The sequence below is a fragment of the Pseudomonas sp. PICF6 genome (assembly GCF_009831705.1).
In the GTDB taxonomy this organism is placed as follows: Bacteria; Pseudomonadota; Gammaproteobacteria; order Pseudomonadales; family Pseudomonadaceae; genus Aquipseudomonas; species Aquipseudomonas rhizophila.
Genome location: NZ_WUUD01000022.1, coordinates 232,555 through 258,240, shown reverse-complemented (window position 1 = coordinate 258,240; position 25,686 = coordinate 232,555). Strand labels below are relative to the sequence as shown.

The window sequence follows — 25,686 nt, the reverse complement described above, 5'->3', positions numbered from 1 at the left end:
TAAAGCCATCAGGCTACCTCACACAGCGCCGTCGAATCGATGGAAAGTGACAGTCGTGTGCCATCGGGGTGCAAATCGGCGGCGGAACGATTGAGCACGTCGACCACCAGCTCTACGCCGCGAGCCTCGACCCGGTAGCGGATCACGTTGCCCAGCAGGCTGTGGCTGCGGATCAGGGCATCGGGCTCGCCGCTGCGGCTCAGTTCAATGGCCTCCGGGCGAATGGCGATGCGACCGGTCACTGGCCGTTGCAGCAGTTTGCTGGCGCTGTCGGCGTCCAGCAGGTTGTAGTTGCCGATGAAGCCGGCGGCAAAGACATCGACCGGCGCAGTGTAAAGGGTTTCGGCGTCGCCGCTTTGTACGATCTTTCCCTGGTTCATCAGGAAAATCCGGTCGGACATGGTCAGCGCTTCTTCCTGATCGTGTGTGACGAAGATCGTGGTCAGGCCCAGTTCGCGTTGTATCTGTCGGATCTGCTCGCGCAAATGTTTACGAATCCGTGCATCCAGGGCCGACAGCGGCTCGTCCAGCAGCAACAGGCGCGGGCGGGTCACCAGGGAGCGGGCCAGGGCCACGCGCTGGCATTGGCCGCCGGAAAGTTGATGGGGGTAGCGAGCGGCGAAGTCGTGCAGCTCCACCAGCCGCAAAATCTCCAGTACCCGTTGGCGGCTGTCCTCGGTCGCAACCTTTTGCATGCGCAGGCCGAAGGCGACGTTCTGTTCCACGGTCATGTTGGGAAACAAGGCGTAGCTCTGGAACACCATGCCGATCCCGCGTTTCTGCGGGCTCAGCGGGACGATGTCCTGTCCGTCCAGAAGGATCTGCCCGGCATCCACCGCGGTCAGGCCGGCAATGCAGCGCAGCAGTGTGGACTTGCCGCAGCCGGAAGGGCCGAGGAGGGTGACGAACTCGCCCTTGTGGATTTCGCAATTGATGTCGCTGAACACCGGTGTGCCGGCATAGCTTTTTTGCAGGTGTTGGACGCTGACGTAGCTCATTGGCTTTTGTCCTTGTTCAAGATGTTGGCCGCCCAGGTCAGGACCAGTACGAAGAAGAAGTAGGAGATCACCAGCGCACTGGTGAAGTGACCGCTGCTGTTGCGCATGTTGTTCAGGTACACCTGCAGGGTTTCATAGCGAGTGCCGACGAGAATGTTGGCAAACACGAACTCACCGAACAGAAACGAGAAAGACAGCAGCAACGCCACCATCAAGCCCTTGCGCAAGTTCGGCAGTACCACCAGCAAAGCCGCCTGGAACGTGCTGGCGCCGAGCAGTTGGGCGGCGTCCATGAGGTCGCGCAGGTTGATGGCTTGCAGGTTGTTGGTGATCGCCCGATACATGAATGGCAGGGCAACGGTGAAGTAGCAACCGATCAGGATCCACGGCGTGCCCACCATCGCCAGCGGCCCGGAACCGTAGAGTTGCAACAGCCCCACTGAAGACACTACCGGCGGCACCGCGAAGGGCAGCAGGATGAGGATGTTCATCAGTGCGTCGAGCTTTGGAAAGTGGTAATGCACCACAAACAGCAGGGGCAGGATCAGTACCACGGACAGCACCAGCGCCCCGACGCAGACGATCAGCGATTGACCGAAGGCGTTGAGAAAACGCGGATCGCTCCACAGCTGCACGTACCACTTGAAGGTGAAACCGCTGGGCAGCACGGTGGCCGACCAACTGCTGGCGATGGAGTAGATCAGCGTGCCGGCCAGGGGCAACAGCAGGATGGCGAACAGCAAATACACCACCAGCCGATGATATAGCCCGGCAGAGCTCGATTCAGCGCGAGACATGGTAGCTCCTCTTGAGCAGCAACTGATGGACGACGGTCACCAGGGTCATCAGCGCCACCAGCACCACGGCCAGGGCGCTGGCCATGTTCGGGTCAAGGGAGATGTCCCCGGAGACCATGGCGGCGATGCGAATCGGCAGGACGTTGAAGTTACCGGTGGTTAGCGCATACACCGTGGCGTAGGCACCGAGCGCATTGGCCAGCAGGATCACGAACGTGCCCAGCAGCGCCGGGGTCAGCACCGGCAAGCCGATGTGCCGCCAGAACTGCCAGCCGTTGGCGCCCAGCAGCGCAGCGGATTCGCGCCAGTCCTCGCGCAGCGCGTCGAAGGCCGGGTAGAGCAGCAGTACGCCCAGGGGAATCTGGAAGTAGGTGTAGAGGATGATCAGCCCGGTTTTCGAGTACAGGTTGAAATCTTCAATGATCCCCGCCTGTTTGAGCATGATCGTGATGCTGCCGTTGAACCCCAGCAAAATGATGAAGGCGAAGGCCAGGGGCACGCCGGCGAAGTTGCTGGTCATGTTGGCGAAGGCGTTGACGAAGTTGCGCAGGCGCGAATCGACCCGACGCAGGGAATAGCTGCCGAGCACGGCGATGATGATGCCGAACACGCTGGACCAGAAACTGATTTCCAGGCTGTGCTGGATCGCTTGGCGGTAGAACTTCGAACTGAAAATCTTGCTGAAATTGGCCAGGCCCCAGCCGAACTCTTCCGATTCCAGGCTGTTGACCAGCACCCAAAGCAGCGGCGCGATCTGGAACACGATGAAGAAAATCGCGAAGGGCACCAGGCACAACGCTGCCAGCCATTTGCCGCGCGTCATGGCATTCACTTGAGCAACTCCTGGCAATAGGGTTTGTCGTGGGCAACGCCGAGCAACTGGCAAATGGTGCCGCACAGTTCGGTCTGTCGGGGTGCGGCGTCGGGGTTGAGGCTGAAGCCGTTGCCCAGCACAAACAGTGGCACTTCCCGTTCTTCAGCCAGCAGGCCGTTGTGGGAGCGGTCGTTGTTCATGCCGTGGTCGGATGTCACCAGCACCTGGTATCCGGCGTCGAGCCAGGCTTGCAGGTAAACCGCCAGGTTGATGTCGGCCGAGCGGGCGCTGTTGCGGTATTGCGGGGTGTCGAGGCCGTGCTTGTGGCCGGCATCGTCGATGTTCATGGGGTGCACCAGCAAAAAATTCGGCAGGTAGCGCTGACGCAGGTGTTCGGCGTCGGCAAACAGATGAGAGTCGGGGTAGTGGTCATTCCAGTAGAAATGCCCGTATTGAATCGGCAGCTCGGGGTTGTCGGTATGACGATCGCGACCGGCCACGAACGGCGAAGCGTTGTACAGCTCGCTGACCCAGTGATAGGCCGCGGCTGCCGTACTCAAGCCGCCTGCGGTGGCGTAGTGGAAGATGCTGCGCTGGTTCGACAGGCGCGAGACATTGTTGTGCACGATCCCGCTGTCGAGGGGCACGACGCCGGTGAGAATGCATTCATAGAGCGGACGGGACAGGGCGGGCAGTTCACATTCCAGTGTGTAGAGCGCCGCGCGTCCTGCGCCGACATAGGCCTGCAAATGCCCCATGGCATGCCGGGCGACCTCGTAGTTGAGGCCGTCGAGCACCACCAGGATGACGTTGTGCTTCATGGGTAGCGGGACTCCGGACAGATACCAGGAAACTCGGATTCACCAGGGACCTGATGTGGAAGCCAGCTTCTGTGGGAGCCGAGCTTGCTCGCGATGAAGGCGACACGGTTCAACTGCAAGACCGTGTCATCGTTCATCGCGAGCAAGCTTTGCTCCCACAGTGCTCGCTCCCACAATTGGATCTCCAGTGGATTTCCAGCGGGAGCTATTGCCTCACTCCATATTGATGATCACTTCTTCCTGCCACTTCTGCGGCAGTGTCTTGGAGGTTTTTTCCCACGCATCCGCATCCTTGATCGGGGTCACGCCTTTGTACTGCTCGTTGGGCAGCAACTTGGCCTTGACCTCTTCAGGCAAGGTCAGGTGCTCGGCGCGGATCGGACGGGCGTTGCCCTTGGCCAGGTTGATCTGGCCGGCATCGCTGAAGATGTACTCGCGAGCCAGTTTGGCGGCGTTCGGGTGCTTGGCGTATTTGTTGATGATGGTGGTGTAGCCGGAGATGACCGAGCCGTCGGATGGAATCAGTACGACGTAATCATCCGGGTTGGCCATCTTGGCCTTGTAGCTCAGGCCGTTGAAGTCCCAGACCACGCCGACCTCGACTTCACCTTTCTCCATGGTGGCGATGGTCGGGTTGGCCATGGACAGACGCCCTTGCTTGGCGATCTCGGCGAACATCAACAAGGCCGGTTGAACGTTTTTCTCGTTGCCGCCATTGGCCAGGGCCGCTGCCAGCACACCGTTGGCGGCTTGGGCGGCGGTGCTCACGTCACCAATGGAAACCTTGTATTTGCCGGTTTTCAGGTCGGCCCATTTGGTTGGCACTTCGGAGCCGTGCAACAGCTTCTTGTTGACGATGAAAGCAATGGTGCCGGTGTAGGCCAGGGCCCAGTTGCCGTCCTTGTCCTTGGCCCAGTCCGGAACCTGTTCCCAGGTGCTCGGCTTGTAGGGTTGAACCACGCCTTGCTTGACCGCGATCGGGCCGAAAGCTGCGCCGACGTCACCGATATCGGCGCTGGCGTTGTCTTTCTCGGCGGCGAACTTGGCGATTTCCTGGGCCGAGCTCATGTCGGTGTCGATGTGTTTCAAGCCATAGATTTTGGCCAGGTCATCCCAGGTGGCTTTCCAGTTCGCCCAGTCATCGGGCATGCCGACGCTGTTCACGGTGCCTTCCGCTTTCGCAGCGGCTTCCAGTGTTTTCAAATCGGTGTCAGCGGCCATGGCAACAGTGCACATGGCAATGGTCGAGCCTAACAGTGATGCCAGGAAAAACTGTTTCATCCGAAGCTCCTATGGGCGTTTTCAACGCTGCGATTGCGGTTGTGTTGGTCTAGGTCAGCAATACCTGAGCCAATGTAGGCGAGCCCTGTGACATTTTGATGTCGGTGCAGGAGATGCCGGCATGTGTCAGGCGGGGGCAAAGTGGCTGCCAACTAAGCGTAGACCATGGTTAACCGGCTGATCTGCAAGGAGTTGGCCGCTAACTTGCAGGGATGGCAATGAACCGTTCGGCGGTTCTGTCATCTATCAGTCATGTGCAGTGCCTAGGCTTGCAAGCATGAGAAACGGATGGATGCTCCATCGATTTCGCCCCGAAAGAGTGCTGGTCTAGTCCAGATAGGTAACGTTGATGCGCATCGAGACAACCAAAGCGGTGACAACCATTGGGCAAGTCCTGCAGGAGCAGCTCGACCATGGCTTGCTGGCGCCCGGTAGCAAGTTGCCGGCCGAGCGCAAGCTCAGTGAGTTGTTCGGCACTACACGCATCACCGTGCGCGAAGCGCTGTTGCAGCTCGAAGCCCAGGGGCAGATCTATCGCGAGGAGCGCCGTGGTTGGTTTGTCTCGCCGCCACGCCTGGCCTATAACCTGATGCAGCGCAGCCATTTCCACGCCATGGTGACTGCCCAAGGGCGAGTGCCTTCCACTCAAGTGATTTCGGCCCGTCTGCAGCCGGCTTCGGCAGCAGTGTGTGCCTGGTTGCAATTGCCGGCACTGTCCAGTGTGATCCAGATCTGCCGCGTGCGGCGTATCGATGAGCGGCTGGTGCTGTATGTCGAGCACTACCTGAACCCGCAGTACTTCCCGGACATCCTCGAATTCGACCTCAATCAGTCCATCACCGAGTTGTACGCCCGTCATTACGACTTGCACTACGGCCGGGTGAAGTTCGAGATTGTGCCCACCTCGCTACAGCCTGAAGCGGCGGCGGCGTTGAAAGTCTCGGTTGGCAGCCCTGGCTTGCGGATTGCCCGGGTCAATTATGACCAGCATCAGCGGTTGATCGATTGTGACCTGGAGTTCTGGCGTCACGATGCGATTCACGTGGGGGTGGACGTGCCGGAACAACCGTCGGCTGCCTGAGATGAGGTCAGATCGACTCGTTGAGTTTGGCCAGGATCCTGAACACCACCGTGGCGAGGATCAACAACATGCCGATCCACATGGCAAACACCCCGACGTTCTTGTCTCGGAAGTTGAAGCCGATGGCCAGCAGGATCATGCCGGCGATGATGGGCACCAGCATGGCATTGAACGCAGACATCGGAATCATGGCGACGGCCTTGTCGGAGGGGATAAGGTCAGTCTAGTTGGGGTTTTGCCGGGGTGTGATGATGTATGTCATGGCTCCCCCCAATCCGGAGGCGAGCACTGTTGTGGCGAGGGGATTTATCCCCGCTCGGCTGCGCAGCAGACGCACTTGGGCCGTTACTGACATGTGAAGTATTGCGGTGACTGGGCAAAGGGCTGCTCTGCAGCCCTACGGGGATAAATCCCCTCGCCACAAGGGTAAGCATTTCCCGGTTCAAACAGGTGCTGCTGTGGTTACGGCAACTCACGACAGGCATAAAACGCGCTCAACACCTTCACCAGGTGCGCCAGGTCATGACTGCCGCACAGCTCGCGGATCGAGTGCATGGCGAAGGTCGGCAAACCGATGTCCACCGTGCGTACACCCAACTGACTGGCGGTGATCGGGCCGATGGTCGAGCCGCAGCCCATGTCGCTGCGCACCACGAAGCTCTGCACCGGTACTTCCTCGGCCATGCACAGGTGACGGAAGAACCCGGCGGTTTCGCTGTTGGTGGCGTAGCGCTGGTTGGTGTTGACCTTGATCACGGGCCCGGCATTGAGTTTCGGGCCGTGGTTGGCGTCGTGTTTGTCGGCGTAGTTGGGGTGCACGCCGTGGGCGTTGTCCGCGGAAACCAGCAGGGATTTCTGGATGGTCCGTACGAACTCTTCACCTTCAGGCAGCAAACGACGCAGGGTTTGTTCCAGCATCGGACCGTCGGCGCCACAGGCCGAGCAAGAGCCGACTTCCTCGTGGTCGTTGCACACCAGCACGCAGGTCTCTTCGGTGTCGGCGTTCAACAAGGCTTGCAGGCCGGCGTAGCACGACAGCAGATTGTCCAGGCGCGCGCCGGCAATGAAATCGCCATGCAGGCCGATGAGCGCGGCGCTTTGGGTGTCGTAGAAACTCAGCTCGTAATCGAGCACCACGTCCGCATTCAGGCCGTGTTCGCGGGCCAGTTGATCGGTGAGCACGGCGCGGAAGTCGACGCGCTCGTCACCGGCGAACTGGGCGAGAATCGGTGGCAGCTCATTCTGTGGGTTGATCGCCCAGCCCTGGTTGGCTTCGCGATTGAGGTGGATGGCCAGGTTCGGAATCGTGGCGATCGGCGCCTTGAAATCGATCAGCTGGCTTTCGACCTTGCCATCGCGGCGGAAGGTCACGCGCCCGGCCAGGGACAAATCGCGGTCAAACCACGGCGCCAGCAGCGCGCCGCCATAAACTTCCACGCCCAGTTGCCAGAACCCGTGGCGTTGCAGTTCCGGCTGGGGCTTGACCCGCAGGCAGGGGCTGTCGGTGTGGGCGCCAACCAGGCGGATGCCGTCGTGCAGCGGTGAGTTGCGCCCCAGTTTGAAAGCGATGATTGAAGAGTCGTTGCGCGTGACGTAGTAACGACCGTTGGCCTCGGTGGCCCAGGTCTCGCGTTCGTCAAGACGCTGATAACCCTCTGCCTCCAGACGTTGGGCAAGGCTGGCGGTGGCGTGGAACGGGGTGGGGGAGGCCTTGAGAAAGTCGATCAGGCCTTGGTTCAACTCTTCGCGCATAAATAACTCCAGACAGCAATGCGCGGGAGTTTACCGTATTGGGGGGCGATGAGGAGGGTGGCCAGTGATTGATATACGCGTTGAATGTGCCGTCCCCTTCGCGAGCAGGCTCGCTCCCACAGGGGACTCAGGGTGAACACAAAACTTGTGTAAGCCTGCAATCCAATGTGGGAGCGAGCCTGCTCGCGATGGGGGAGACGCGATGTCTCAGAACGGCGCCGGGCACTCGAAGCGTAGGCGTTCGCCGCTTTGCGGGTGGGTGAAGCTGAGCATGCTGGCGTGCAGGCACAGCCGTGGCCACGCAGCGAGGGCCTGGGGATGGGCGTAGAGGCCGTCGCCCAGCAGCGGATGACCAATGGACAGCATGTGCACGCGCAACTGGTGCGAGCGTCCGGTAATCGGCGTCAGTTCGACCCGGCACCAGTCGCCGCAACGCTCCAGCACGCGCCAGAAGGTCAGGGCGTGCTTGCCCTGCTCATGATCCACCACGTGGCGCGGTTTGGTCGGCGGGTCGTAGCGCAGGGGCAGGTCGATGCTGCCGCTGTCCAGCTCCGGTTGGCCCCAGCACAATGCTGTGTAGGCCTTTTCGGTTTCCCGGTCATGAAACTGCCGAGACAGTTCGCGATGGGTGTCCGGATCCCGGGCCAGCAGGATGATGCCAGAGGTTTCCCAGTCCAGCCGGTGCACGATTCGCGCTTCCGGATAGCCGTTTTCCTGCAGGCGGGTGATCAGGCAGTCTTTGTTGTCGTCGGCCCGGCCGGGCACGGACAGCAGCAGGGTCGGCTTGTCGACCACCAGGACGGCGGCGTCCTGATGGATGATGCGGATGTTGGACAGGGGCATTCAAACAGTCTCGTAACAAACGCCAACGGCGGCTCGGGCCCTTTTTCCTAACCCTGTGGGAAGGACTTTGGGACCCGGAGCCGCCGTGGGCACCTGCAGGATCGATCAGCGATCCGGCAGGGTGATATTGAGTTCCAGAATCGAGCAACTGCCCTGGCTTTCCAGCGCCACATGCACATCATCGGACCCGATGTTGACGTACTTGCGGATCACTTCCACCAGTTCTTTCTGCAAGGCTGGCAGATAATCAGGGGTACTGCGCTGGCCGCGCTCGTGCGCCACGATGATCTGTAGACGCTCTTTCGCGACCGAGGCGGTACTTGGCTTTTTGTTGGCACGAAAGAAGTCAAAAAGATTCATTACCTACCTCCAAACAGGCGCTCGAAGAAACCTTTCTTCGTTACATCGAGGAATCGATGCTCTACGGTTTTGCCCAGCAGGCGATCGACCGCATCGCTGTACGCCTGACCGGCGTCGCTCTGATCGTCGAGAATCACCGGCACACCCGAGTTGGAGGCCTTGAGTACCGCTTGGGATTCAGGAATCACACCCAGCAGGGTAACAGCGAGGATTTCCTTGACGTCTTCGACGCCCAGCATTTCGCCATCGCTGACCCGTTGCGGGTTGTAGCGGGTCAGCAGCAGGTGCTCCTTGATCGGCTCTTCGCCGTTCTCGGCGCGACGGGATTTGCTCGCCAGCAGGCCGAGCATGCGATCGGAGTCGCGTACCGACGAGACTTCCGGGTTGGTCACGACGATCGCTTCGTCAGCGAAGTACATCGCCAGGTGGGCACCTTTCTCGATACCGGCCGGGGAGTCGCACACCACGAACTCAAAGTCTTCCTTGAGCTGCATCAGCACTTTTTCCACGCCTTCCTGGGTCAGCGCGTCTTTGTCGCGGGTCTGGCTGGCGGCCAGCACGTACAGATTCTCAAGGCGCTTGTCCTTGATCAGGGCTTGCTGCAGGTTCGCTTCACCGTTGACCACGTTGACGAAGTCATAGACCACGCGACGCTCGCAACCCATGATCAGGTCCAGGTTACGCAGGCCGACGTCGAAGTCGACGATGACTGTTTTGTGGCCGCGCAGAGCGAGGCCGGTACCGATAGCGGCGCTGGTGGTGGTCTTACCCACACCACCCTTGCCGGATGTAACCACGAGAATCTTGGCCAAGGTGTTTCACCCCTAAGGAAAAAGGACTTTTTCAGCCCCTGAAAAACATCTCTTGAAACTGCTGCAATTGGACAGGCTTGGCTGGAATCGGATGCGGGACGGGGTCTACCTCCGGTAAACACTGCCTTATCCTTTTTCCTACGTCGTTTAAGCCGTTTTCGCTACGTTTTAGAGATGCTTGGAAAATGCGGCAGTATCCGTTAAAGCCGAATGATGTTCAACACGTCGCCCGACAGGCTGACCTGGACACCGGCCCCCCACAGCGGGTCGCGACGCAGATCCTCGGAAACCTTGTACTGCCCGGCGATAGAGACCAGTTCAGCGCTCAACTGCTGACAGAAAATCCTGGCTTTCGTATCGCCCTTGACACCGGCCAGGGCACGGCCACGCATCGGGCCGTATACATGGATGTTGCCATCGGCCAGAAGTTCCGCGCCCGGGCTGACCGAGGACACCACGACCAGATCGCCACCCTGGGCATAGATCTGCTGCCCGCCACGTACCGGAGAGGTGATGACTCGGGTCGGCTTGATGGTCGGTTCTGGTGGCTTTTCCGGCTTTTTCCTGGTCTCGACCGGGCTCAGTTCCAGCACCCGTTCCCGGGCGCCGGAGGGCGGCAGCACCGGAATGTCCACGGCGATGGCGGCGGCGATGTCTTCGATACGGCTGGCCCGGATCGCCAGGGTGCGCAGGCCGTGCTGGCGACAAACCCGCATCAGGCCCGGCAGATCCACGGCACCTTCGCCGGCCGGCAGTTTGTCCAGCGCCAGCACCAACGGGGCATTGCTGAAGAAATTCGGGGCCTGGGCGACTTTTGCCGCCAACTGCCGGTCAAGGCTCTCCAGGTCGTTGCGGGCCAGCTCCAGCACCGTAATGGCGAGCATGCTGCCCTTCAGCTGGAACACGGGATCTTGGTCTAGCGATTCGGTTTGGCTCATGGTCGGCGTACAACGGCTTGTCACTAAAAGTGCCGAGACTTATAACGAGATCGTCCCCGGGCCGCAAGCCGGGTCGAACGATGTAGAATGCGCGGCCCATGTCTTTATGGAAGCTGTAATGGATCGCCCGCGTTTTCGAGCTGCATTTTTTCATCCGCGTTTCTGGCTGCTGTGGTGCGGTCTGGGGCTGTTGTGGCTGATCGTTCAGCTGCCCTATCCGCTGCTGCTGCGCGCCGGTCGTGTATTGGGTGCGCTGATGTATCGTGTGGCCGGCGACAGACGGCGCATCGCCCAGCGCAATCTGGAACTGTGTTTTCCTGAAAAGTCCGCTGCCGAGCGCAAGCGCCTGCTCAAGGAAAATTTTGCCTCCACCGGTATCGCCTTCTTCGAAATGGCCATGAGCTGGTGGTGGTCGCGCTCGCGCCTGGCGAAGCTGGCCCATGTCGAAGGGCTGGAGCATCTCAAGCAGGCCCAGCGCGAGGGCAAAGGGGTGATCCTGATGGCGCTGCACTTCACCACGCTGGAAATCGGCGCGGCATTGCTCGGCCAGCAGCACACCATCGACGGCATGTACCGCGAGCACAAGAACCCGCTGTTTGACTACATCCAGCGTCGCGGGCGCGAGCGGCACAATCTTGATTCCCTGGCGGTGGAACGCGACGACGTGCGTGGCATGCTCAAGCTGCTACGGGCGGGACGGGCGATCTGGTATGCGCCGGACCAGGACTACGGCGCCAAGCAAAGCGTCTTCGTGCCACTGTTCGGAATCCAGGCCGCGACGGTCACGGCCACCAGCAAGTTCGCTCGCCTGGGCAAGGCACGGGTGGTGCCATTCATCCAGGAACGCCTGGCTGATGGCAGTGGTTACCGTTTGGTGATCCAGGCGCCGCTGGAAGATTTTCCAGGGGAGAGCGAAGAGGCCGATTGCATCCGTATCAATCGGTGGGTGGAGCAATCGGTCAGCAGATGCCCCGAGCAATACCTCTGGGCTCACCGGCGCTTCAAGAGTCGTCCGCCGGGCGAGCCGAAGCTGTATGACAAACGCGGTTAAGCCTGTAGTCCACTTAATGAACACGGAGCGTTGCGATGACCCCACTTGAACCGGTGACAGGTTTGATTCTTTCCGGCGGCGGGGCTCGGGCAGCGTATCAAGTGGGGGTATTGGCCGCGATTGCCGAACTGTTGCCGGACGGGGCGGATAACCCGTTCCCGGTGATTGTCGGCACCTCGGCCGGGGCAATCAACGCGGTCAGCCTGGCCAGCGGGGCGATGGACTTCAAAACGGCCATCGAGCGCCTGACTGCCTTCTGGCAAGCGGTGCGCAGCCATCAGGTGATGCGCAGCGACTGGTGGGGCGTGATTGCCCAGGCGACACGTTTTATCAGCCACAGCCTGCTAGGCCTGGGCGCCCGGTTACCAGTGGCGCTGATCGACAGTTCCCCGTTGCGTGAACTTCTCCAGTCTCAATTCCACGCCTCGGGCATCGAACAGGCCATCGCGCAGCAGCAACTGCGGGCCGTGGCGGTGACTGCGTTCGGTTATGAGTCCGGCCAGGCCGTGACCTTCTACCAGGGCCGCGGCACCATCGAATCCTGGCTGCGGCACCGGCGCATCGGCGTGCCGACCCAGTTGTCGGTGGAACACCTGCTCGCCAGTTCGGCGATCCCCCTGCTATTCGCGCCGGTCAGGATCGGCCCGGAATATTTCGGCGACGGCGCGGTGCGTCAATCGGCTCCCATCAGCCCGGCCCTGCACCTGGGGGCCAATCGCGTGCTGGTCATCGGGGTCAGCGGCAATCCGCGTGGCCTTGGTTCGCCAGAGCCGTTGCAGCGCAGTTACACCGGCCAGCAACCGACCCTGGCGCAGATCGGTGGTCACATGCTCAACAGTACGTTCATTGACAGCCTGGAAAGCGACATCGAGTTGTTGGAGCGTCTGAATGGCTTCAGTCATCTGCTGCCCGATGACGTGCCGGCTCATGCGCTGGGCGCGGCGCCGGTGGAGGTGTTGGTGATTTCGCCGAGCCAGCCGATCGACGAAATCGCCGCTCGCCATCGCCTGGAATTGCCCCGCGCGCTGCGCATGTTCCTGCGCGGGCCGGGCGCGACCAAGACCAGCGGCGCCGGGGTACTGAGTTATCTGCTGTTCGAAGCGGGCTATTGCAGTGAACTGATCGAGCTGGGACGCCAGGATGCGTTGGCCCAGCGCGAGGAGTTAAGCCGGTTCTTGCGGGTGACGGCGGGGTAATGCAGTAGTCTCCAGCGCCATCGCGAGCAGGCTCGCTCCCACAAGATTCCCTGAGCATCGAGGATCGATGTGGATCAGAAATGATACTTCAGCAAGAAGCTGGTATTGCTCTGATTGGTCTTGAAGCCTTCGCTGTCTTCGATCCCGTATTTGTTCTTCCAGTAGTCGTATTCCACACCCACATACAACTGTTTGGCGCCCAGCTTCAGTGCCTTGCCCAAGTCATACTTGATCTGCGGGTTGATGTGCAGGTTGGCGTGGTAGGTGCCTTTGGAGTTGCTGTCGTTGTCCACCACCCAGTCGATGAAGCCGTCGATCAGGATGTCGGATGAGCCCACCGGGAGGGTGTAGGCCCAGGTCGGTGTAATCTGCCAGACGTTGTCGCCAGCGCGCGGACCTTCGGTCTGGCGGTTGTAGAAATTCAACTGGAAGTAATCGAAACCGGGAATCGCCAGGTCGAAGCCCGGACCGATCAGGTATGACTCGTTGTCACCCTCACCGAACTCATAGGTCATGGCCAGCAACACATCTTTGATCGGACCCAGTTCCAGCTTCTGGTCGAAGATTTTGCCGAACGACAGGCGTGGGCTGAACTCACCGTAGTAGGTGTTCGGGCCGGAATTGCTGTCGTCCTGGCCGTTGTAGAAGATCCGGTCGAGGAAGAAGAAGTTGTCGCCGTATTTCCAGGCATCGGCGTGCTCGAAGGTCACGGTTTGCTGGATGCGCGGGTTGACCTGGAAATCCTTGCCATAGAGGTAGGTCAGGCTGTTGTTCTGCCATTGGAACAGGTCGTCGGCCATCGCTTGGCCAGCGGTCAGCAAAGATCCCGCAAGTATCAGGCTGGTGCACGTATGTTTCATTCGGTTTGCTCCCAAAGGTAAGTGGTACTGCATTTTTTTAAGATCAGCGCTCTGGTGTGGCGCTTTTTTCTACGGAAAAACCATCCGTTCGGTCAGCTTTTTGTTTGTGGCAAGCGCTGACAGCAAGAGCTGAGCCAAGACCGGGATAAATCGGAAAAATGGCTTGTTCAGTGGTTTGAAACGCTCGAAAAAGTGTGTTCAGCGCAAGCCGATATCTGCCAACACTGCAATAGTTGGCGTATCGGTCAGGATCTGCTGGTTTTACGCGGCACCGGACTCAAACGGCCGCGCAGGATACGGCCCTGCATTCATGGGCTCAAGTGCCCTGCAACGGCGCATTCGTGGCGAATTTGGGGCGTGATGGCGGGGCTGGGTCATCTGGTGCTTTCCTCTTGTTTTTATTGTTGAGGCGCAGGCAGTCGCTGACGGGCGACCGGTCGTGTGCCGGTCTGCCTGTCAGCGGTATTACGTGTAGCGGGTGATGTCAGGTTTGATGTCGGCGGGACTCAGTTGGTCCGCGCCCCCTGGCTGATCCACGCGCCGATCAGGTCGCGTTCCTGTTGGGTCATCTGGGTGATATTGCCCAGGGGCATGATCTGCGTGGCCACGGCCTGGGCCTGGATGCGCGCGGCTTGTTGCTGGATCTGCTGCGGGGTATCGAACATCACCCCGCCCGGCGCGGCGCTGAACAACGGGCTGGTGGGTTTTGCCGAATGGCAGACCGAGCAGCGCTCCTGAATCACGCTGTGGACCTTCTCGAACGAAGGGCCTTGGGCATTGGCGGTCTGGGCCGGCGTCGATGCCGGTGCGGCCGCTGCCGTCGCCGGTTTTGCGCCGCCGCCCACCGCCGTTTCCGGCAACGGTTGGTACTCGATCACACCAGAGGTTTTGGCGACTTCCGGCGCTGTGGTCATGGGTTTTGGACCCGTGACATAAGCCAGGCAGATCATCGCCAGAGCGCCGACCGGCAGCGTCCAGGCATACTTGTTGCTGTCGTGGCGGGTATTGAAATAGTGCCGCACCAACACCGCCGCCACGGCGATCCCGGCCAGGATCAACCAGTTGTACTGGCTGCCATAGGTGCTCGGGAAATGGTTGCTGATCATGATGAACAGCACCGGCAGGGTGAAGTAGTTGTTGTGGCGCGAGCGCAGCAGGCCCTTGGCCGGCAGCGCCGGATCCGGCGTGCGGTTCTCGGCAATGGCCGCCACCAGCGCGCGTTGGGCCGGCATGATGATGCGGAACACGTTGCCGACCATGATCGTCCCGATGACCGCCCCGACATGCAGGTAGGCACCGCGACCGCTGAACACCTTGCTGAACCCGTAGGCCGCGGCGATCAGCAGCACGAACAGGATCAGGCCGAGCAGGGCAGGACGTTTGCCCAGGGCCGAGTCGCAGAGAAAGGAATACACGAACCAGCCGACGAACAACGAGCCGATGCCCAGGGCGACGCCTTCGAGCCCGCTCAGGCTGCTGCCCGGTGCCAACAGGTACAGAGTCGGGTTCCAATAGAACACCAGGCACAGCAGGGCGACGCCCGACATCCAGGTGAAGTAGGCTTCCCATTTGAACCAGTGCAGGTTGTCCGGCATGGACGGCGGCGCGAGTTTGTATTTTTCCAGGTGGTAGATGCCGCCACCGTGGATGGCCCACAAATCACCGGCCAGACCGCTTTTGGGGTTGACGCGATTGAGGTTGTTTTCCAGCCAGACGAAGTAGAACGACGCGCCGATCCAGGCCACGCCAGTGATCATATGAACCCAGCGCACGCTCAGGTTCAGCCATTCCAGCATATGTGCTTCCACAGTCTTTACCTCTCGCCCGTCACGCTTGTTTTCGCGTGATCGGACGCTTCTCTTATTGGTGGGGGGCGAGGATCAACAACTCATCCTCTTTGAAAAAATGCTCATCGCAGTTATTGCCTGTGCCACTGCGATCAACCACCAGGAAGTCATCCCGCTTTTCGATCGTCAGCACCGGGTGGTGCCAGACGCCGCGATGGTAATTAATGCCCTGCCTGCCGTTGGTGACGAAGGCGCGGACCAAGCCTGATACAGGTACATCGCCAAGTGGCGCGACCACGATCAGAAAGGGGTTGCCGAGCAGCCCGATGAAAGCCTGGCTGCCCAGCGGATGGCGCTCCAGCATGCGTACGGTCAACGGCATCTCCAGCGCCTCGGCGCGGAAGATGCTGATGATCGCCTTGTCGTCCGGCTCGGCGGTTTCAACCGTCGCCAGGCGATGGAAGCGCATGGTCGAACCATTGTTGATCATGAAGTGATCGCTGCCGTCGGTTTCGATCACGTCACCGAACGGGGCGAAGGCTTCTTTGGTCAACGGTTCGATCTTGAGTGTGCGCATGCTGGTCTTCTTACCTTGAATTCGTTGTTGTCTGTTCTATTGCTATCGCGAGCAGGCTCGCTCCCACATTCGACCTCGTACCCCTGTGGGAGCGAGCCTGCTCGCGATTGGCCTCACCGCTTATTTAGCGACCTTGCCAAGCACCCGCAGGCGACTCACGCCACCGTCCGGAAACACATTCAGACGGATGTGGGTGATCGGCCCCAACGCCTTGATCTGCTCGGCGAAGGTGTGTTCGGCGTGCATTTCCAGTTTCTGGCTGGGCAGTAATTCGCGCCAGAACAGTGACTGGGTTTCGATCTGGCTGTCGGTGCCGCCCTTGACGAATGCGCCCTGGATCGAGCAGCTGTCCGGGTAGTTGCCCTTGAAGTGCAGGGTGTCGACGATGACTTTCTCGACCTCGCCGGCATGGCCCAGGGCGACAATCACCCAGTCATTGCCCGGGGTGCGACGTCGGGCGGTTTCCCAGCCGTCGCCCATGTTCACCCCGCGACCGGGGTTGAGGATGTTGCTCATGCGACCGAAGTGTTCGTCGGAACAGGCCAGGGCGCGACCGCCATTGAGGGCCGCGGCGAGGTCGATCTGTTCGTTGTCGCCCACAGCCGACCAGTCGCGGTACGGAATGCCGTAGACCCGCAGGCGGGCCACGCCACCATCGGGGTAGATGTTGAAGCGCAGGTGGCTGAAGGCCTGGTCATTGCTGATTTCATGGTAGTGGTGGCTGTTGCCTTGCAGTTCCACGGCCGACAGCACTTCAGTCCATTGGGTATGTTCGTCTGGCTCGCCGGAGGTCAGGAAGCAGGCTTCCAGGGACGCCGACGGCGGGTAGTTACCCGTGAAGAATGAAGTGTCGATGTCCACGCCTTTGATCGAACCCGGCACGCCCAGGCGGATCACCGCGCTGTCGTAGCCTTCGAAGCGCTTGCGGCGCGACTCCCAGCCGTCCATCCACTTGCCGTTGTCATCGAACACGCCCTCCTTCCATACGGCCGGAGTCGGCTGGAACAGACGGTTGGCGTCGGCGAACCAGTCATCGGTGACCGAAATGATCTTGGTGCCCAGGCGGGCGTCGGCCAGGTTGACGAACTTCTCGAAGGGTACGGCGTAAGCTTTCATTCTTCTTGTCTGCCTTTAATAAGTTGGCTGGGGATGCTTGCAGGGGCCTGGGCCTCAGGGCTGCTTGCTAAAGAGTCAGTAATCGGAACAACGCGATCTTGTTGATCTCTGCCAGCGCGCATTTGAACTCGGTATCTGCCGAGTGGTGAATGCGCGTTTCGAACGCCGCGAGGATCTGATGCCGGTTGCTGCCTTTTACCGCCATGATGAAGGGAAACTTGAACTTGGCTTTGTAGGCCTCGTTCAGCTCGGTGAAGCGTTGGAACTCATCGCTCGAGCATTGGTGAATACCGGCGCCAGCCTGTTCGTTGGTGCTGGCCTCGGTCAGTTGGCCCTGGACGGCGGCTTTACCGGCCAGGTCCGGGTGTGCGTTGATCAGCGCCAGTTGGCTGGCGTGATCGGCGCACAGCAGGATGTCGCTCATGCGCTGGTGCAGGGTTTCGATCTGGTCGATCGATGGGTCCTGGCCCAGGTCGAAAGCCTTTTCGGCCACCCACGGCGAATGTTCGTAGATGTCGGCGAAGGCTTTGACGAACGCTTCGCGGCTCAAGGTCGAAGGCTTGAGGGTCTGGAATGCGGTCATTTCGAAGCCCCTGATTTCAAAGCGCCCGGATGTGGGTGGGTCTGCTGCCAGTGGCGGGCGATGTCGACGCGACGGCTGAACCAGACCTGCTCATGACCCTTGGCGTATTCAAGAAACCGCTTGAGGGCCGCGAGACGGGCAGGCCGGCCGATCAGGCGGCAGTGCAGGCCGATGGAAAGCATCTTCGGCGCCTCGCTGCCTTCGGCATACAGCACGTCGAAGGCATCCTTGAGGTATTGGAAAAAATCGTCGCCCTTGTTGAAACCCTGGACCTGGGTGAAGCGCATGTCGTTGGTGTCCAGGGTGTACGGAATCACCAGGTGCGGCTTGCCGGTGGGGGTGTTCGGTTCCCAGTAGGGCAGGTCGTCGTCGTAGGTGTCGCTGTCATAGAGAAAACCGCCTTCTTCCATGACCAGCCGGCGGGTGTTGGGGCCTGTGCGGCCGGTGTACCAGCCCAACGGACGTTCGCCGGTGATTTCGGTGAGGATGCGGATCGCTTCGAGCATGTGCTCGCGTTCCTGGGCTTCATCCATGTATTGATAGTCGATCCAGCGATAGCCATGGCTGCAGATCTCGTGACCGGCGGCGACCATGGCACGGATCACGTCCGGGTGGCGCTGGGCAGCCATGGCTACCGCGAAGATCGTCAGCGGAATATCGAATTCCTTGAACAGCTTGAGGATCCGCCAGACACCGGCGCGGCTGCCATATTCGTAGAGCGATTCCATGCTCATGTTGCGCTCGCCCTGCAGCGGTTGCGCCGAAACCATTTCCGAGAGAAACGCTTCGGACTCCTTGTCGCCATGCAGCACGTTACGCTCGCCGCCTTCCTCGTAGTTGAGCACGAAGGACAGGGCGATGCGGGCGTTGCCCGGCCACTGAGGGTGGGGAGGGTTACTGCCGTAACCGATCAGGTCGCGTGGGTAGTCAGCGCTCACTGCAGTTTTCCTTCTTGTTCGAACCATGTAGGTGGCGCCTGGGCGATGAATCACAGGCTGGCGTCACAGCGATGGGTTGATTGTATACAACTTTATGCGCACTTTGTAAGCCTGATTTTTTGCATTTTTCACTGCTGCCTCTGGCGTGTCTACACTGCAAGAAACCTGCCCATTTGGTCAGCTAAGGTATGACAATCCTGTGTGTCTGTTGGTTTTATTACTGATCGGGTCTGAACCCTTCTCGAATATGGCAGGCGATAAATTTCTGTTTTTTATTGTGTACAATTTTCATTTAAAGTGTCTTAATTCGCTCATCGCCGCAGCGTTTCGTGCTCCGAAACGGTGCGGCCTGTCTTTCAACTGATTCAGGAGGCGTCGGGCCGAACTGCTTGCAGCGAGGCGCGCACAATCAATGGGACGTTTGACTACTCACGTTTTGGATGCCGCGCACGGCTGCCCGGGCAGCTCGATCAAAGTCGAGCTGTACCGCGTCGAAGGTACGCAACTGCAATTGGTCGCCAGCGCGCTGACCAACAGCGACGGCCGTTGCGATGCACCGTTGTTGCAAGGGGATGACTACCGTAGCGGCGTCTATCAGATTCAATTCCATGCCGGCGATTACTACCGTGCCCGTGGCGTCCAGCTGTCCGAGCCGGCGTTCCTGGATGTGGTGGTGCTGCGCTTCGGCATTTCGGCCGAGCAGGAGCATTACCACGTGCCCCTGCTGATTTCGCCCTACGCCTACTCAACGTATCGAGGCAGCTGATCCCCCAAGCAGTTGCCTTGTCCTGGAAGCGACTGCGCATGTAGCTTCTTTGGTTTTTCGCCCGCTCACACTGCGGGCTTTTTTTTGAGCCGTGTATTTACAGCCTGGAATTGTCATCCCGGATGATAAAAATCGTGTCTGCAACGCCGGGACGGATTTCAGTACCGCCCTTGAGCCAGATGATTTTATTGGCACTGTGGGCATCGTTGACGGCTTTCGCAGCGACTCCGCCAACCTGGGTTTCCAGGCGCAGCTCGGCTGTCTTGGGATCCATATACATGGGTAGGGAAATCTTCGGAATTCTGGTGCGGTGCAGGCTCATGAAAAATACATAGTCATGCCCTGTGCGGCGAAATACCAAAGCGGGAAAACTGTTGAAAGAGTTGGGCTCAATGACTGTATAGCCATTACGCGTCAGAAGGGCGGCCATAAAGCGTTTGAATTCCACTGGCGAGTACGACGTCAGATAAAGAAGCCACTGTCGCTGGAACCGCAAGGGATCAAAATCCAACCGATTCAATATTCCTGTTGAGGAGGGGTTAGGCAAGGCTATCGAGCGGGCAGCGCCTCGGGACGCCGAAGAGGTTGGAAGAATCGGAAGCATCAAGAGTGGATCGGACCATTGCGGATGTGGCGAGTGGGTCGCGTTTTCCCAACTGCTGTAAATCTGCCGGAGTGCGGTCAAACCCGCAGAGTCGGCGAACGGCGAGTCATTGCTGAGTTCAAATTGCCTTCTTGCGATATTTTCCAGGGTGATGGTCGTGACTTCTGGAAAAAAATCCCTGACGTAAGCGGTCAGTGGTTTTTCAAAGGGTAACCTGGCGTCAATTTCCCAATGGTTGTCCGGCGGAACTTGTATTGCGCCTCGGGGTTGCTCGTCAGGCACATGCCTGAGGGTGGCTTCCAGCAAGTCAAAATCATAGATGGGATGAGCGGGTGACTGAATGTAGGTGATAGGGGATTCTCGCGCGTCGGTACGTGTCACCACCTTATAGTGAACATTGTTTATGGTGATCAATTCGGACAGCGTGAATCTTGGGTCAACCCCCCAGTTTTTCCTGAATGCCCGTGTAGGCGGGAGATTGGAATCACTGTGGTGCGTCACGTCGCGGTGCGCAGTTGGACGCCATAGAAGGCTGCCCTCCACTTGTTCCAGGCGTGGTCCGGAGGCAACAAGTTCAGTGCCTGATCGGGCTCTGTAGTTCTGTTCGGAATCGCGTCCAAGCAGCACCGTCCCTCCCTCTGCAAGCTCAACGTAGGTGCGTGTCTTGAACGTGCGGATCCCAGAGGTTGCGTCCGGCTCCGATAACAGGGGCACCAGCTCGGGTGAAAGGTAATAATTGTCCAGCGATACCGACAGGGAGCCATCACTGATGGCTGTCGCGGATGCGATTTCGGATACCTGAACGGTTGGGCGCTGCGATTCAGTCGCTTCAGTTTGGCGTCCGGTTGGCGAGCCGGACGCCTGATCGGTTTCTGCGCCTCTCAGGGGATTGCCGAGCATTGTGTCCAGTGACGTATCGCGACTGGAGTGAGGCGTATCAGGGGACGACTTTGTAAGCGTGGGTCGGGTGTTTCGTCTTGGACTCATTGAAAATGTCTGCTCTTGAGTTTGAATATTGATGATTCAAGTAGGTATCAAGCTAATGGCCTGTCGTAGAGCCGGAGGCTGACAGGCCCTGGGTTCCAGGATGTTCGTGGAAAACCAGCAGACAGGTGCACTACATATGTATGGCGTGTGAAAGAAACCGTCGAAGACGTTCTTCAAGGTCAGGTAGGTTCGGGAGACGCCTCAGCCAATGAGAGGAACCAGCTCAATTGCGAGAGCCTTATGCCGAAGACCGCGCTCAGCGCTAACGCCCGCGCAAACATCACTGAGTTGTCCAAAGTGAAGCCTTCTATCAGCTCCACGCATTTTTCCCGCAACAGACGAAGTGTGTCATCACCCAGGGGCGGCGTCTGATTGAGCCCCTCGCGGGCCAGATCCTGATAGATCTTGAGGGCGTGGTCACACAGGTCTGTTTTTCTCAGGTTCGCCGCCTCAATGACTCGGGACTTATCGGTGTCAAGGATCCATTTACGGGTTCTGAGGTTGTAGCTCAGTGTGCCGGGAGACCCATCTTTGACAGCAACGTGAAGAACCTTCAGTTCTTCGGATGTCAGGCTCGACAGTTCGCTGGGCAATGGGATGTTGGGGTCGGTGAGCGGGGCAAAATACCGGCCATCAAGCGCTTCTACATAAACCCGCTCAAACAGGCTGTCGACAGCATGAACAACGCCTTGTGCAGTGATGACTCGTATCGGGTCGACAAGGTCTTCAGCTTCATAGACGGGAAGATGGATGGTCGTTCCACCTATTTGCAGCAGGTTGGAGGACAGTTTTATCTCGACTTGGCCCAGGCGCGTGGCATCCAACTCCCATAGGGAGGCACGGGGTAACCGAGGATTGGCGCCGGCCAATGCACCTGGCGTGGACAGGCGTAGCGTCATGTTCGGGCTCAGGTGAACAAGGTAGGTGGCGCCTTCGCCAATCAGGACTTCGATACCCGTCTGTTCCGTGGGCGATGTCAGCAGGGCGCAGGTTGCCCAACTGCGCATGTAATAAGGTTTTTTGTCCAAGGGTCGTAGATAGGCGTATTTCTTTTTGGTAGGCGTCAATGGCGATGGAACGTCTGTTTTCCATGCCACCGGATCTTTACCTATGAATGTTTCGTCCAGCAACAGGCCATAGTCGGGCGAGGGTTGGACCAGGCGGTACGACGAGCCATCGTTCAGGGTGAGGATAAAAGTATGATGCGAACCGAGGACGGAAAATGCACGCCGACCGGTCTTCGCGTTTTGCGCGCTATAGCGCTCATCGGAACTTGCCAGATTTTTCAATACGACTTGGCGAACACCAAAGTGCAAGGTCAGGCCACATTCGCCATATTTGATGCTGTCCCCTTCATCTTTCTGAGTGACATGAGCCTTGTAGTAGGCCTCGATACGGGTCAGCTCGGCGTTGGCGTAGTTAAGATGAAGGGTGGTGGAAAATTCGCTTTTTTGTTTGACCTTGAGTGTGGTCAGTTCATTGAGATGTGAAACATAGTAGCTGGTGTCTTTGTCATGGCTGATCGGCTGCTCGCTTCGATCAGGCAGGATAGCCGGGTTGCGGGGTGTGCCTGGCTGCACCACAACTGTTTCAATGTCGAGCGGGCTGCTGGATTCGATCGTATCGGGCAGGTCGGGTACCAAATGGTAGCCATCCTGGGTGATGAACGTCAGCCTGTTGTTTTGTAAGGCTCTTGGAAAAGCAGAGTCTTCATAGACTTCCCTGATGGTGACTTTGCGAAACTCCCGGTCGCTTGCATCAAAGCATGAAGTAATGACCAGATGACCGTCTTCAATTCGCCAGCTTTCAATCAGGTCAGCTCTCCAGTCCAGTGCGATGACGCTATTGTCCACACCATTTTCGGTGATGGAAACGTGGCCGGATTTATGAGCGATGGCATAGATATCCTCACCCGGTCCGCCGTCTGCGTTGCGGTTATTTCCATTGAGAATGAAAATTCGGTCATCTCCCGCGCCGGCGTCGATTGAATCGTTGCCGCGGGACCTGATGATGTTTGGGCCGGCTGTCCCCTTGATGATGTTGGCACCACCCTCGGGAATTTCTACGTTTTCAATGCTTTCAAGGTCCGCATGGCGATGAGGCTTGCTCTGCGTGTCATGACTTTTTTGAGTGATGATGGACACTTGCCCGGCGTCCAGGTCGACCTGGTAACCCAGACGCGGCTCCTGATGACTGCTGCTACGGCCCGACAACACCACGGTGTCGTTGCCCAAGCCACCCACCAGGTTATTTGCTGACGTTTCACTGAGGGTTTCCGTGGAGCCTTCAAAGATAAACACGTCGTCTTTTGTGCCCCCGGTCAGTTTTTTAACGCCCGCCCCGTAGTGAAAGACGTTTGGCTTGTTTTCGACGCCTTCAACGATGTCGTTGCCGCCGCCGATGTACCAATGGATAGCTTTATGTTCGGCCGACGTTTCAATGACTGCGCCGGGCGTCTGAGCCGTAACGCCTTTACGCGCATCGATCCGGTCGTCGTTGTCTTTGATCTTCGGACGGACTGTCGTCGCCCGGTACCTGGCACCGGTCCACCAGTTCCAAGTGTTGTAGGGCACCGGTTCAAGCTCCACGGTGAATGTACCGTTTACGATTGCCTCAGTGCTGTCTTTCAGTGGGCCTTTGAGCAAGTGCGAGGCATTGGCCTGCAGCAGCTTTGTATGTTCGGCGGTAGCCTTGGCGATGGTGTAGCGATCCTGGATATCTTTATCAGGGCCCATTGCCCAGAAGGCCAACCAACCAGTGCGCAGACGCTCGTGTACGGTGAGTTCTATGTAGTCGTCGATGTCATCGACTTGACGAACCGCGCCCCAGATTTGTGAGCCAACCACCAGGATAAGTCCGGCGGCAAGGCCCGCAGGACCGGCTGAACCAAACCCCGCCAGCGCCGCTATGCCAATGGTTAAGGTCATCGCGGCGCTGGTGACGCTCAAGGCTGCGCTGACATAGTGGTCGGTGGCTTCTTTGCCAGTGGCGTGGGCAGCCGCCTTGAAAGAATCGACCGCGGCGATGATATCGAAAGGAAGTGTCAGGACGCTGGCAATCAGCCCACTTCCACGGGCGAGGCGCGTGGCAAAGGTCGTTTTGGCAAAGCCCTCGAGGGAGCGTTGGCCGGCCCTGATCATCTGAGAGGCTTGTCTGGTCACCGCAGCTTCGACACCGATTGAAGCGACTTCGGCGGCCACGCTGGTCCCATTGAAAATGGTCTGGTAGGAGTCCTTGTTACGGATGGCGTCTTGCAGGCCGCGCAGACCGCTATAGATTCCGAAGGCCTGAAGTCCAAGCCCTGTAGGGATGAGGATATTGCTCTTGGTTGTATTTGCCCAACTGAATGCTCCATGGCTAAGCCCTTGTATATCGAGCCTTTGGGCCGATTTCAGGAGTTTTTCCAGTGTTCTCCGATGGCTGGCGGGTTCGGCTTGTGTTTCAGGCGTTTGCCTCAATAATGGGGGCGCGGCGGGTGAGCGCTGGCTCGCCATTTCAAACAGCAACGTGGGCAGCCGATAGTCGTTTGCGTCGGCGGTTAGTTTGAGCCGTGTTTCAATATTGCTTGCGTTGAACTGTAACGAGTTCACGAAAAAACGATTGGGGCTGCGGAAAAAAGTATTGTCGCCGTTCAGCGGCTGTCCATCGGTGGTTGCGCCTAACGCATCCAGGGCTGAACGGGTGACAGTCACGGAACCGATGTGCAGCGGGCCGTAAAGTTTATCGACGATTTCGAGTTGGGCTTGTCTATGTTTGTGCTCCGAACTCAGCTGCGTCCCATCGGCAGTCTTGAACTCGAGTGTTTCGATGGTGTGCTTATTTGTAGGCACGCCTAAGTCGGTAATGACTACGGCATAGTCGTCGGGCACCGGGCCGGGCTGGAAAATCTGGGCCATTGTGAACGTCCTTGTTCAACGATGATTGAGTGGCCCTATATGTAAGATGCTTCCTGGCGGGGTGTATATCGATGGGTTGTTTCTACGTTTTGCGAAAGCCTCGAGTAAAAGATGAGGCTGTTTCGCAAAGTCAGGGACTCAGTGAGTCGACATCAAAGAGGCCGCGCCCGCACCGCCAAAGAGGCCTGCGCTGATGCGGTTGAACCAACTCTGGCCTTTACCCGTTCGCAGATACCGCGCCGCGCCGTGGGCGCCGAGGCCGTAAGCCAGCTTGCAGAGCAGGTCAAGAACGGTCCAGGTGGCGATCATGATCAGCAGTTGCGGCAGGAACGGTTGTTCGGCGCTCAAGAACTGCGGCAGGAAAGCGGCGAAGAACAGAATGTCCTTGGGATTGCTGGCACCCAGCACGAATGCCCGGCCGAACAGGGCGCGAAAGCGCGGGATGGCTGCGGCCTGGGGCACTTCGGCACCCTGGGACGGCTGGCGCGATTGCTGCCAGCTCTGCCAGGCCAGGTAAAACAGATACAACGCGCCGACCATCTTCAGGGCGCTGAACAGTTGCTCTGACGCCAACAACAGTGCGCCGAGGCCCAGCGCCGATGCGCTCAGCAGGCAAATCGAGGCGATCACGCCACCCAGAAACGCCGGATACGAACGGCGCAGGCCATAGTTCAGGCTGTTGCCGATCATCAGCAACGACAGTGGGCCGGGGATGAGGATCACCACCAGAGCGGCGCCGCTGAACAACAGCCAGGTTTCCAGATTCATTGCTTTGCTCCTGATGCAAGAACGCCTCACCCGACGGGGTGAGGCTGATGAATAATCCCG

The 25,686-nt window shown here is 59.0% G+C and carries 24 protein-coding genes; 4 read left to right on the top strand and 20 right to left on the bottom strand.

Translation table 11 applies throughout. From position 1 onward, the window contains the following. Window positions 1-8 precede the first annotated feature (8 nt). From GSM73_RS15555 to GSM73_RS15535, 5 genes are all read right to left on the bottom strand, one after another. Window positions 9-998, bottom strand: a complete 990-nt coding sequence (locus tag GSM73_RS15555; protein ID WP_047229650.1) for an ABC transporter ATP-binding protein — start codon at window positions 996-998, stop codon at window positions 9-11. Next, the gene (locus GSM73_RS15550) at window positions 995-1,795 is read right to left on the bottom strand and encodes an ABC transporter permease (RefSeq protein WP_047229649.1); all 801 of its coding nucleotides are present in this window, start codon (window positions 1,793-1,795) and stop codon (window positions 995-997) included. The genes GSM73_RS15555 and GSM73_RS15550 overlap by 4 nt, the downstream gene beginning before the upstream one ends. After that, window positions 1,782-2,618 carry an ABC transporter permease subunit gene (locus GSM73_RS15545; RefSeq protein WP_160893164.1) on the bottom strand — a complete coding sequence of 279 codons (837 nt, stop codon included), beginning with the start codon at window positions 2,616-2,618 and terminating at the stop codon, window positions 1,782-1,784. The genes GSM73_RS15550 and GSM73_RS15545 overlap by 14 nt, the downstream gene beginning before the upstream one ends. Window positions 2,619-2,623: 5 nt before the next feature. Further along, window positions 2,624-3,430 carry an alkaline phosphatase family protein gene (locus GSM73_RS15540; RefSeq protein ID WP_047229647.1) on the bottom strand — a complete coding sequence of 269 codons (807 nt, stop codon included), beginning with the start codon at window positions 3,428-3,430 and terminating at the stop codon, window positions 2,624-2,626. A 213-nt stretch (window positions 3,431-3,643) separates the two neighbouring features. After that, window positions 3,644-4,711: an ABC transporter substrate-binding protein gene (locus tag GSM73_RS15535; RefSeq protein ID WP_047229646.1), complete on the bottom strand. Its 1,068-nt coding sequence runs from the start codon at window positions 4,709-4,711 to the stop codon at window positions 3,644-3,646. 349 nt (window positions 4,712-5,060) lie between these two features. Between GSM73_RS15535 and GSM73_RS15530 the strand changes: the two genes are divergently transcribed. Beyond that, window positions 5,061-5,792 carry a UTRA domain-containing protein gene (locus GSM73_RS15530; RefSeq protein ID WP_047229645.1) on the top strand — a complete coding sequence of 244 codons (732 nt, stop codon included), beginning with the start codon at window positions 5,061-5,063 and terminating at the stop codon, window positions 5,790-5,792. 7 nt (window positions 5,793-5,799) lie between these two features. On the opposite strand, the gene GSM73_RS15525 is transcribed toward GSM73_RS15530, so the two are convergent. The 6 genes from GSM73_RS15525 to minC form a co-directional block, all read right to left on the bottom strand. Beyond that, window positions 5,800-5,982 (bottom strand): hypothetical protein, encoded by a 183-nt coding sequence (locus GSM73_RS15525; RefSeq protein WP_047229644.1) that lies wholly within the window; start codon window positions 5,980-5,982, stop codon window positions 5,800-5,802. A 272-nt stretch (window positions 5,983-6,254) separates the two neighbouring features. Further along, window positions 6,255-7,544, bottom strand: a complete 1,290-nt coding sequence (locus GSM73_RS15520; RefSeq protein WP_047229643.1) for a M18 family aminopeptidase — start codon at window positions 7,542-7,544, stop codon at window positions 6,255-6,257. 207 nt (window positions 7,545-7,751) lie between these two features. Continuing rightward, entirely contained in the window at window positions 7,752-8,387 is a 636-nt protein-coding gene (locus GSM73_RS15515) for an RluA family pseudouridine synthase (RefSeq protein WP_018612476.1), read from the bottom strand. 105 nt (window positions 8,388-8,492) lie between these two features. Continuing rightward, complete coding sequence (minE, locus tag GSM73_RS15510) at window positions 8,493-8,747, bottom strand: cell division topological specificity factor MinE (RefSeq protein WP_003179111.1); 255 nt, start codon at window positions 8,745-8,747, stop codon at window positions 8,493-8,495. Continuing rightward, entirely contained in the window at window positions 8,747-9,559 is an 813-nt protein-coding gene (minD, locus tag GSM73_RS15505) for a septum site-determining protein MinD (protein ID WP_042728954.1), read from the bottom strand. Before minD ends, minE begins: the two co-directional genes overlap by 1 nt. A gap of 200 nt (window positions 9,560-9,759) precedes the next feature. Next, entirely contained in the window at window positions 9,760-10,497 is a 738-nt protein-coding gene (minC, locus tag GSM73_RS15500; protein ID WP_047229642.1) for a septum site-determining protein MinC, read from the bottom strand. 118 nt (window positions 10,498-10,615) lie between these two features. Between minC and GSM73_RS15495 the strand changes: the two genes are divergently transcribed. Next, complete coding sequence (locus tag GSM73_RS15495; RefSeq protein ID WP_092458595.1) at window positions 10,616-11,548, top strand: lipid A biosynthesis lauroyl acyltransferase; 933 nt, start codon at window positions 10,616-10,618, stop codon at window positions 11,546-11,548. Window positions 11,549-11,583: 35 nt separating this feature from the next. Continuing rightward, window positions 11,584-12,744, top strand: a complete 1,161-nt coding sequence (locus tag GSM73_RS15490; protein ID WP_047229640.1) for a patatin-like phospholipase family protein — start codon at window positions 11,584-11,586, stop codon at window positions 12,742-12,744. Window positions 12,745-12,818: 74 nt separating this feature from the next. On the opposite strand, the gene GSM73_RS15485 is transcribed toward GSM73_RS15490, so the two are convergent. The 6 genes from GSM73_RS15485 to puuE all read right to left on the bottom strand — a co-directional run bounded on the left by GSM73_RS15485 (window position 12,819) and on the right by puuE (window position 18,605). Further along, window positions 12,819-13,604 (bottom strand): outer membrane protein OmpK, encoded by a 786-nt coding sequence (locus tag GSM73_RS15485; RefSeq protein ID WP_047229639.1) that lies wholly within the window; start codon window positions 13,602-13,604, stop codon window positions 12,819-12,821. A gap of 506 nt (window positions 13,605-14,110) precedes the next feature. Continuing rightward, entirely contained in the window at window positions 14,111-15,412 is a 1,302-nt protein-coding gene (locus tag GSM73_RS15480; RefSeq protein WP_160893132.1) for a urate hydroxylase PuuD, read from the bottom strand. Between the two features lie 52 nt (window positions 15,413-15,464). Beyond that, window positions 15,465-15,968, bottom strand: a complete 504-nt coding sequence (locus tag GSM73_RS15475) for an ureidoglycolate lyase (protein WP_047229637.1) — start codon at window positions 15,966-15,968, stop codon at window positions 15,465-15,467. Window positions 15,969-16,088: 120 nt separating this feature from the next. Beyond that, complete coding sequence (gene alc, locus GSM73_RS15470; protein ID WP_047229636.1) at window positions 16,089-17,084, bottom strand: allantoicase; 996 nt, start codon at window positions 17,082-17,084, stop codon at window positions 16,089-16,091. Between the two features lie 67 nt (window positions 17,085-17,151). Continuing rightward, the gene (gene uraD, locus GSM73_RS15465; RefSeq protein ID WP_047229635.1) at window positions 17,152-17,667 is read right to left on the bottom strand and encodes a 2-oxo-4-hydroxy-4-carboxy-5-ureidoimidazoline decarboxylase; all 516 of its coding nucleotides are present in this window, start codon (window positions 17,665-17,667) and stop codon (window positions 17,152-17,154) included. Continuing rightward, complete coding sequence (gene puuE, locus GSM73_RS15460; protein ID WP_076383794.1) at window positions 17,664-18,605, bottom strand: allantoinase PuuE; 942 nt, start codon at window positions 18,603-18,605, stop codon at window positions 17,664-17,666. The genes uraD and puuE overlap by 4 nt, the downstream gene beginning before the upstream one ends. A gap of 412 nt (window positions 18,606-19,017) precedes the next feature. On the opposite strand from puuE, the gene uraH reads away from it, so the two are divergent. Beyond that, a complete protein-coding gene (uraH, locus tag GSM73_RS15455; RefSeq protein ID WP_139049414.1) occupies window positions 19,018-19,371 on the top strand; it encodes a hydroxyisourate hydrolase in 354 nt (117 codons plus the stop codon). Between the two features lie 97 nt (window positions 19,372-19,468). Here uraH and GSM73_RS15450 read toward each other — a convergent pair whose 3' ends face one another. From GSM73_RS15450 to GSM73_RS15440, 3 genes are all read right to left on the bottom strand, one after another. Then, the gene (locus GSM73_RS15450) at window positions 19,469-20,875 is read right to left on the bottom strand and encodes a hypothetical protein (RefSeq protein ID WP_160893130.1); all 1,407 of its coding nucleotides are present in this window, start codon (window positions 20,873-20,875) and stop codon (window positions 19,469-19,471) included. A 266-nt stretch (window positions 20,876-21,141) separates the two neighbouring features. Then, on the bottom strand, window positions 21,142-24,858 hold the full coding sequence (locus tag GSM73_RS15445) for a calcium-binding protein (protein ID WP_178129674.1): 3,717 nt from the start codon (window positions 24,856-24,858) through the stop codon (window positions 21,142-21,144). Window positions 24,859-24,996: 138 nt separating this feature from the next. Further along, entirely contained in the window at window positions 24,997-25,626 is a 630-nt protein-coding gene (locus tag GSM73_RS15440; RefSeq protein ID WP_047229631.1) for a LysE family translocator, read from the bottom strand. Between the last annotated feature and the right edge of the window lie 60 nt (window positions 25,627-25,686).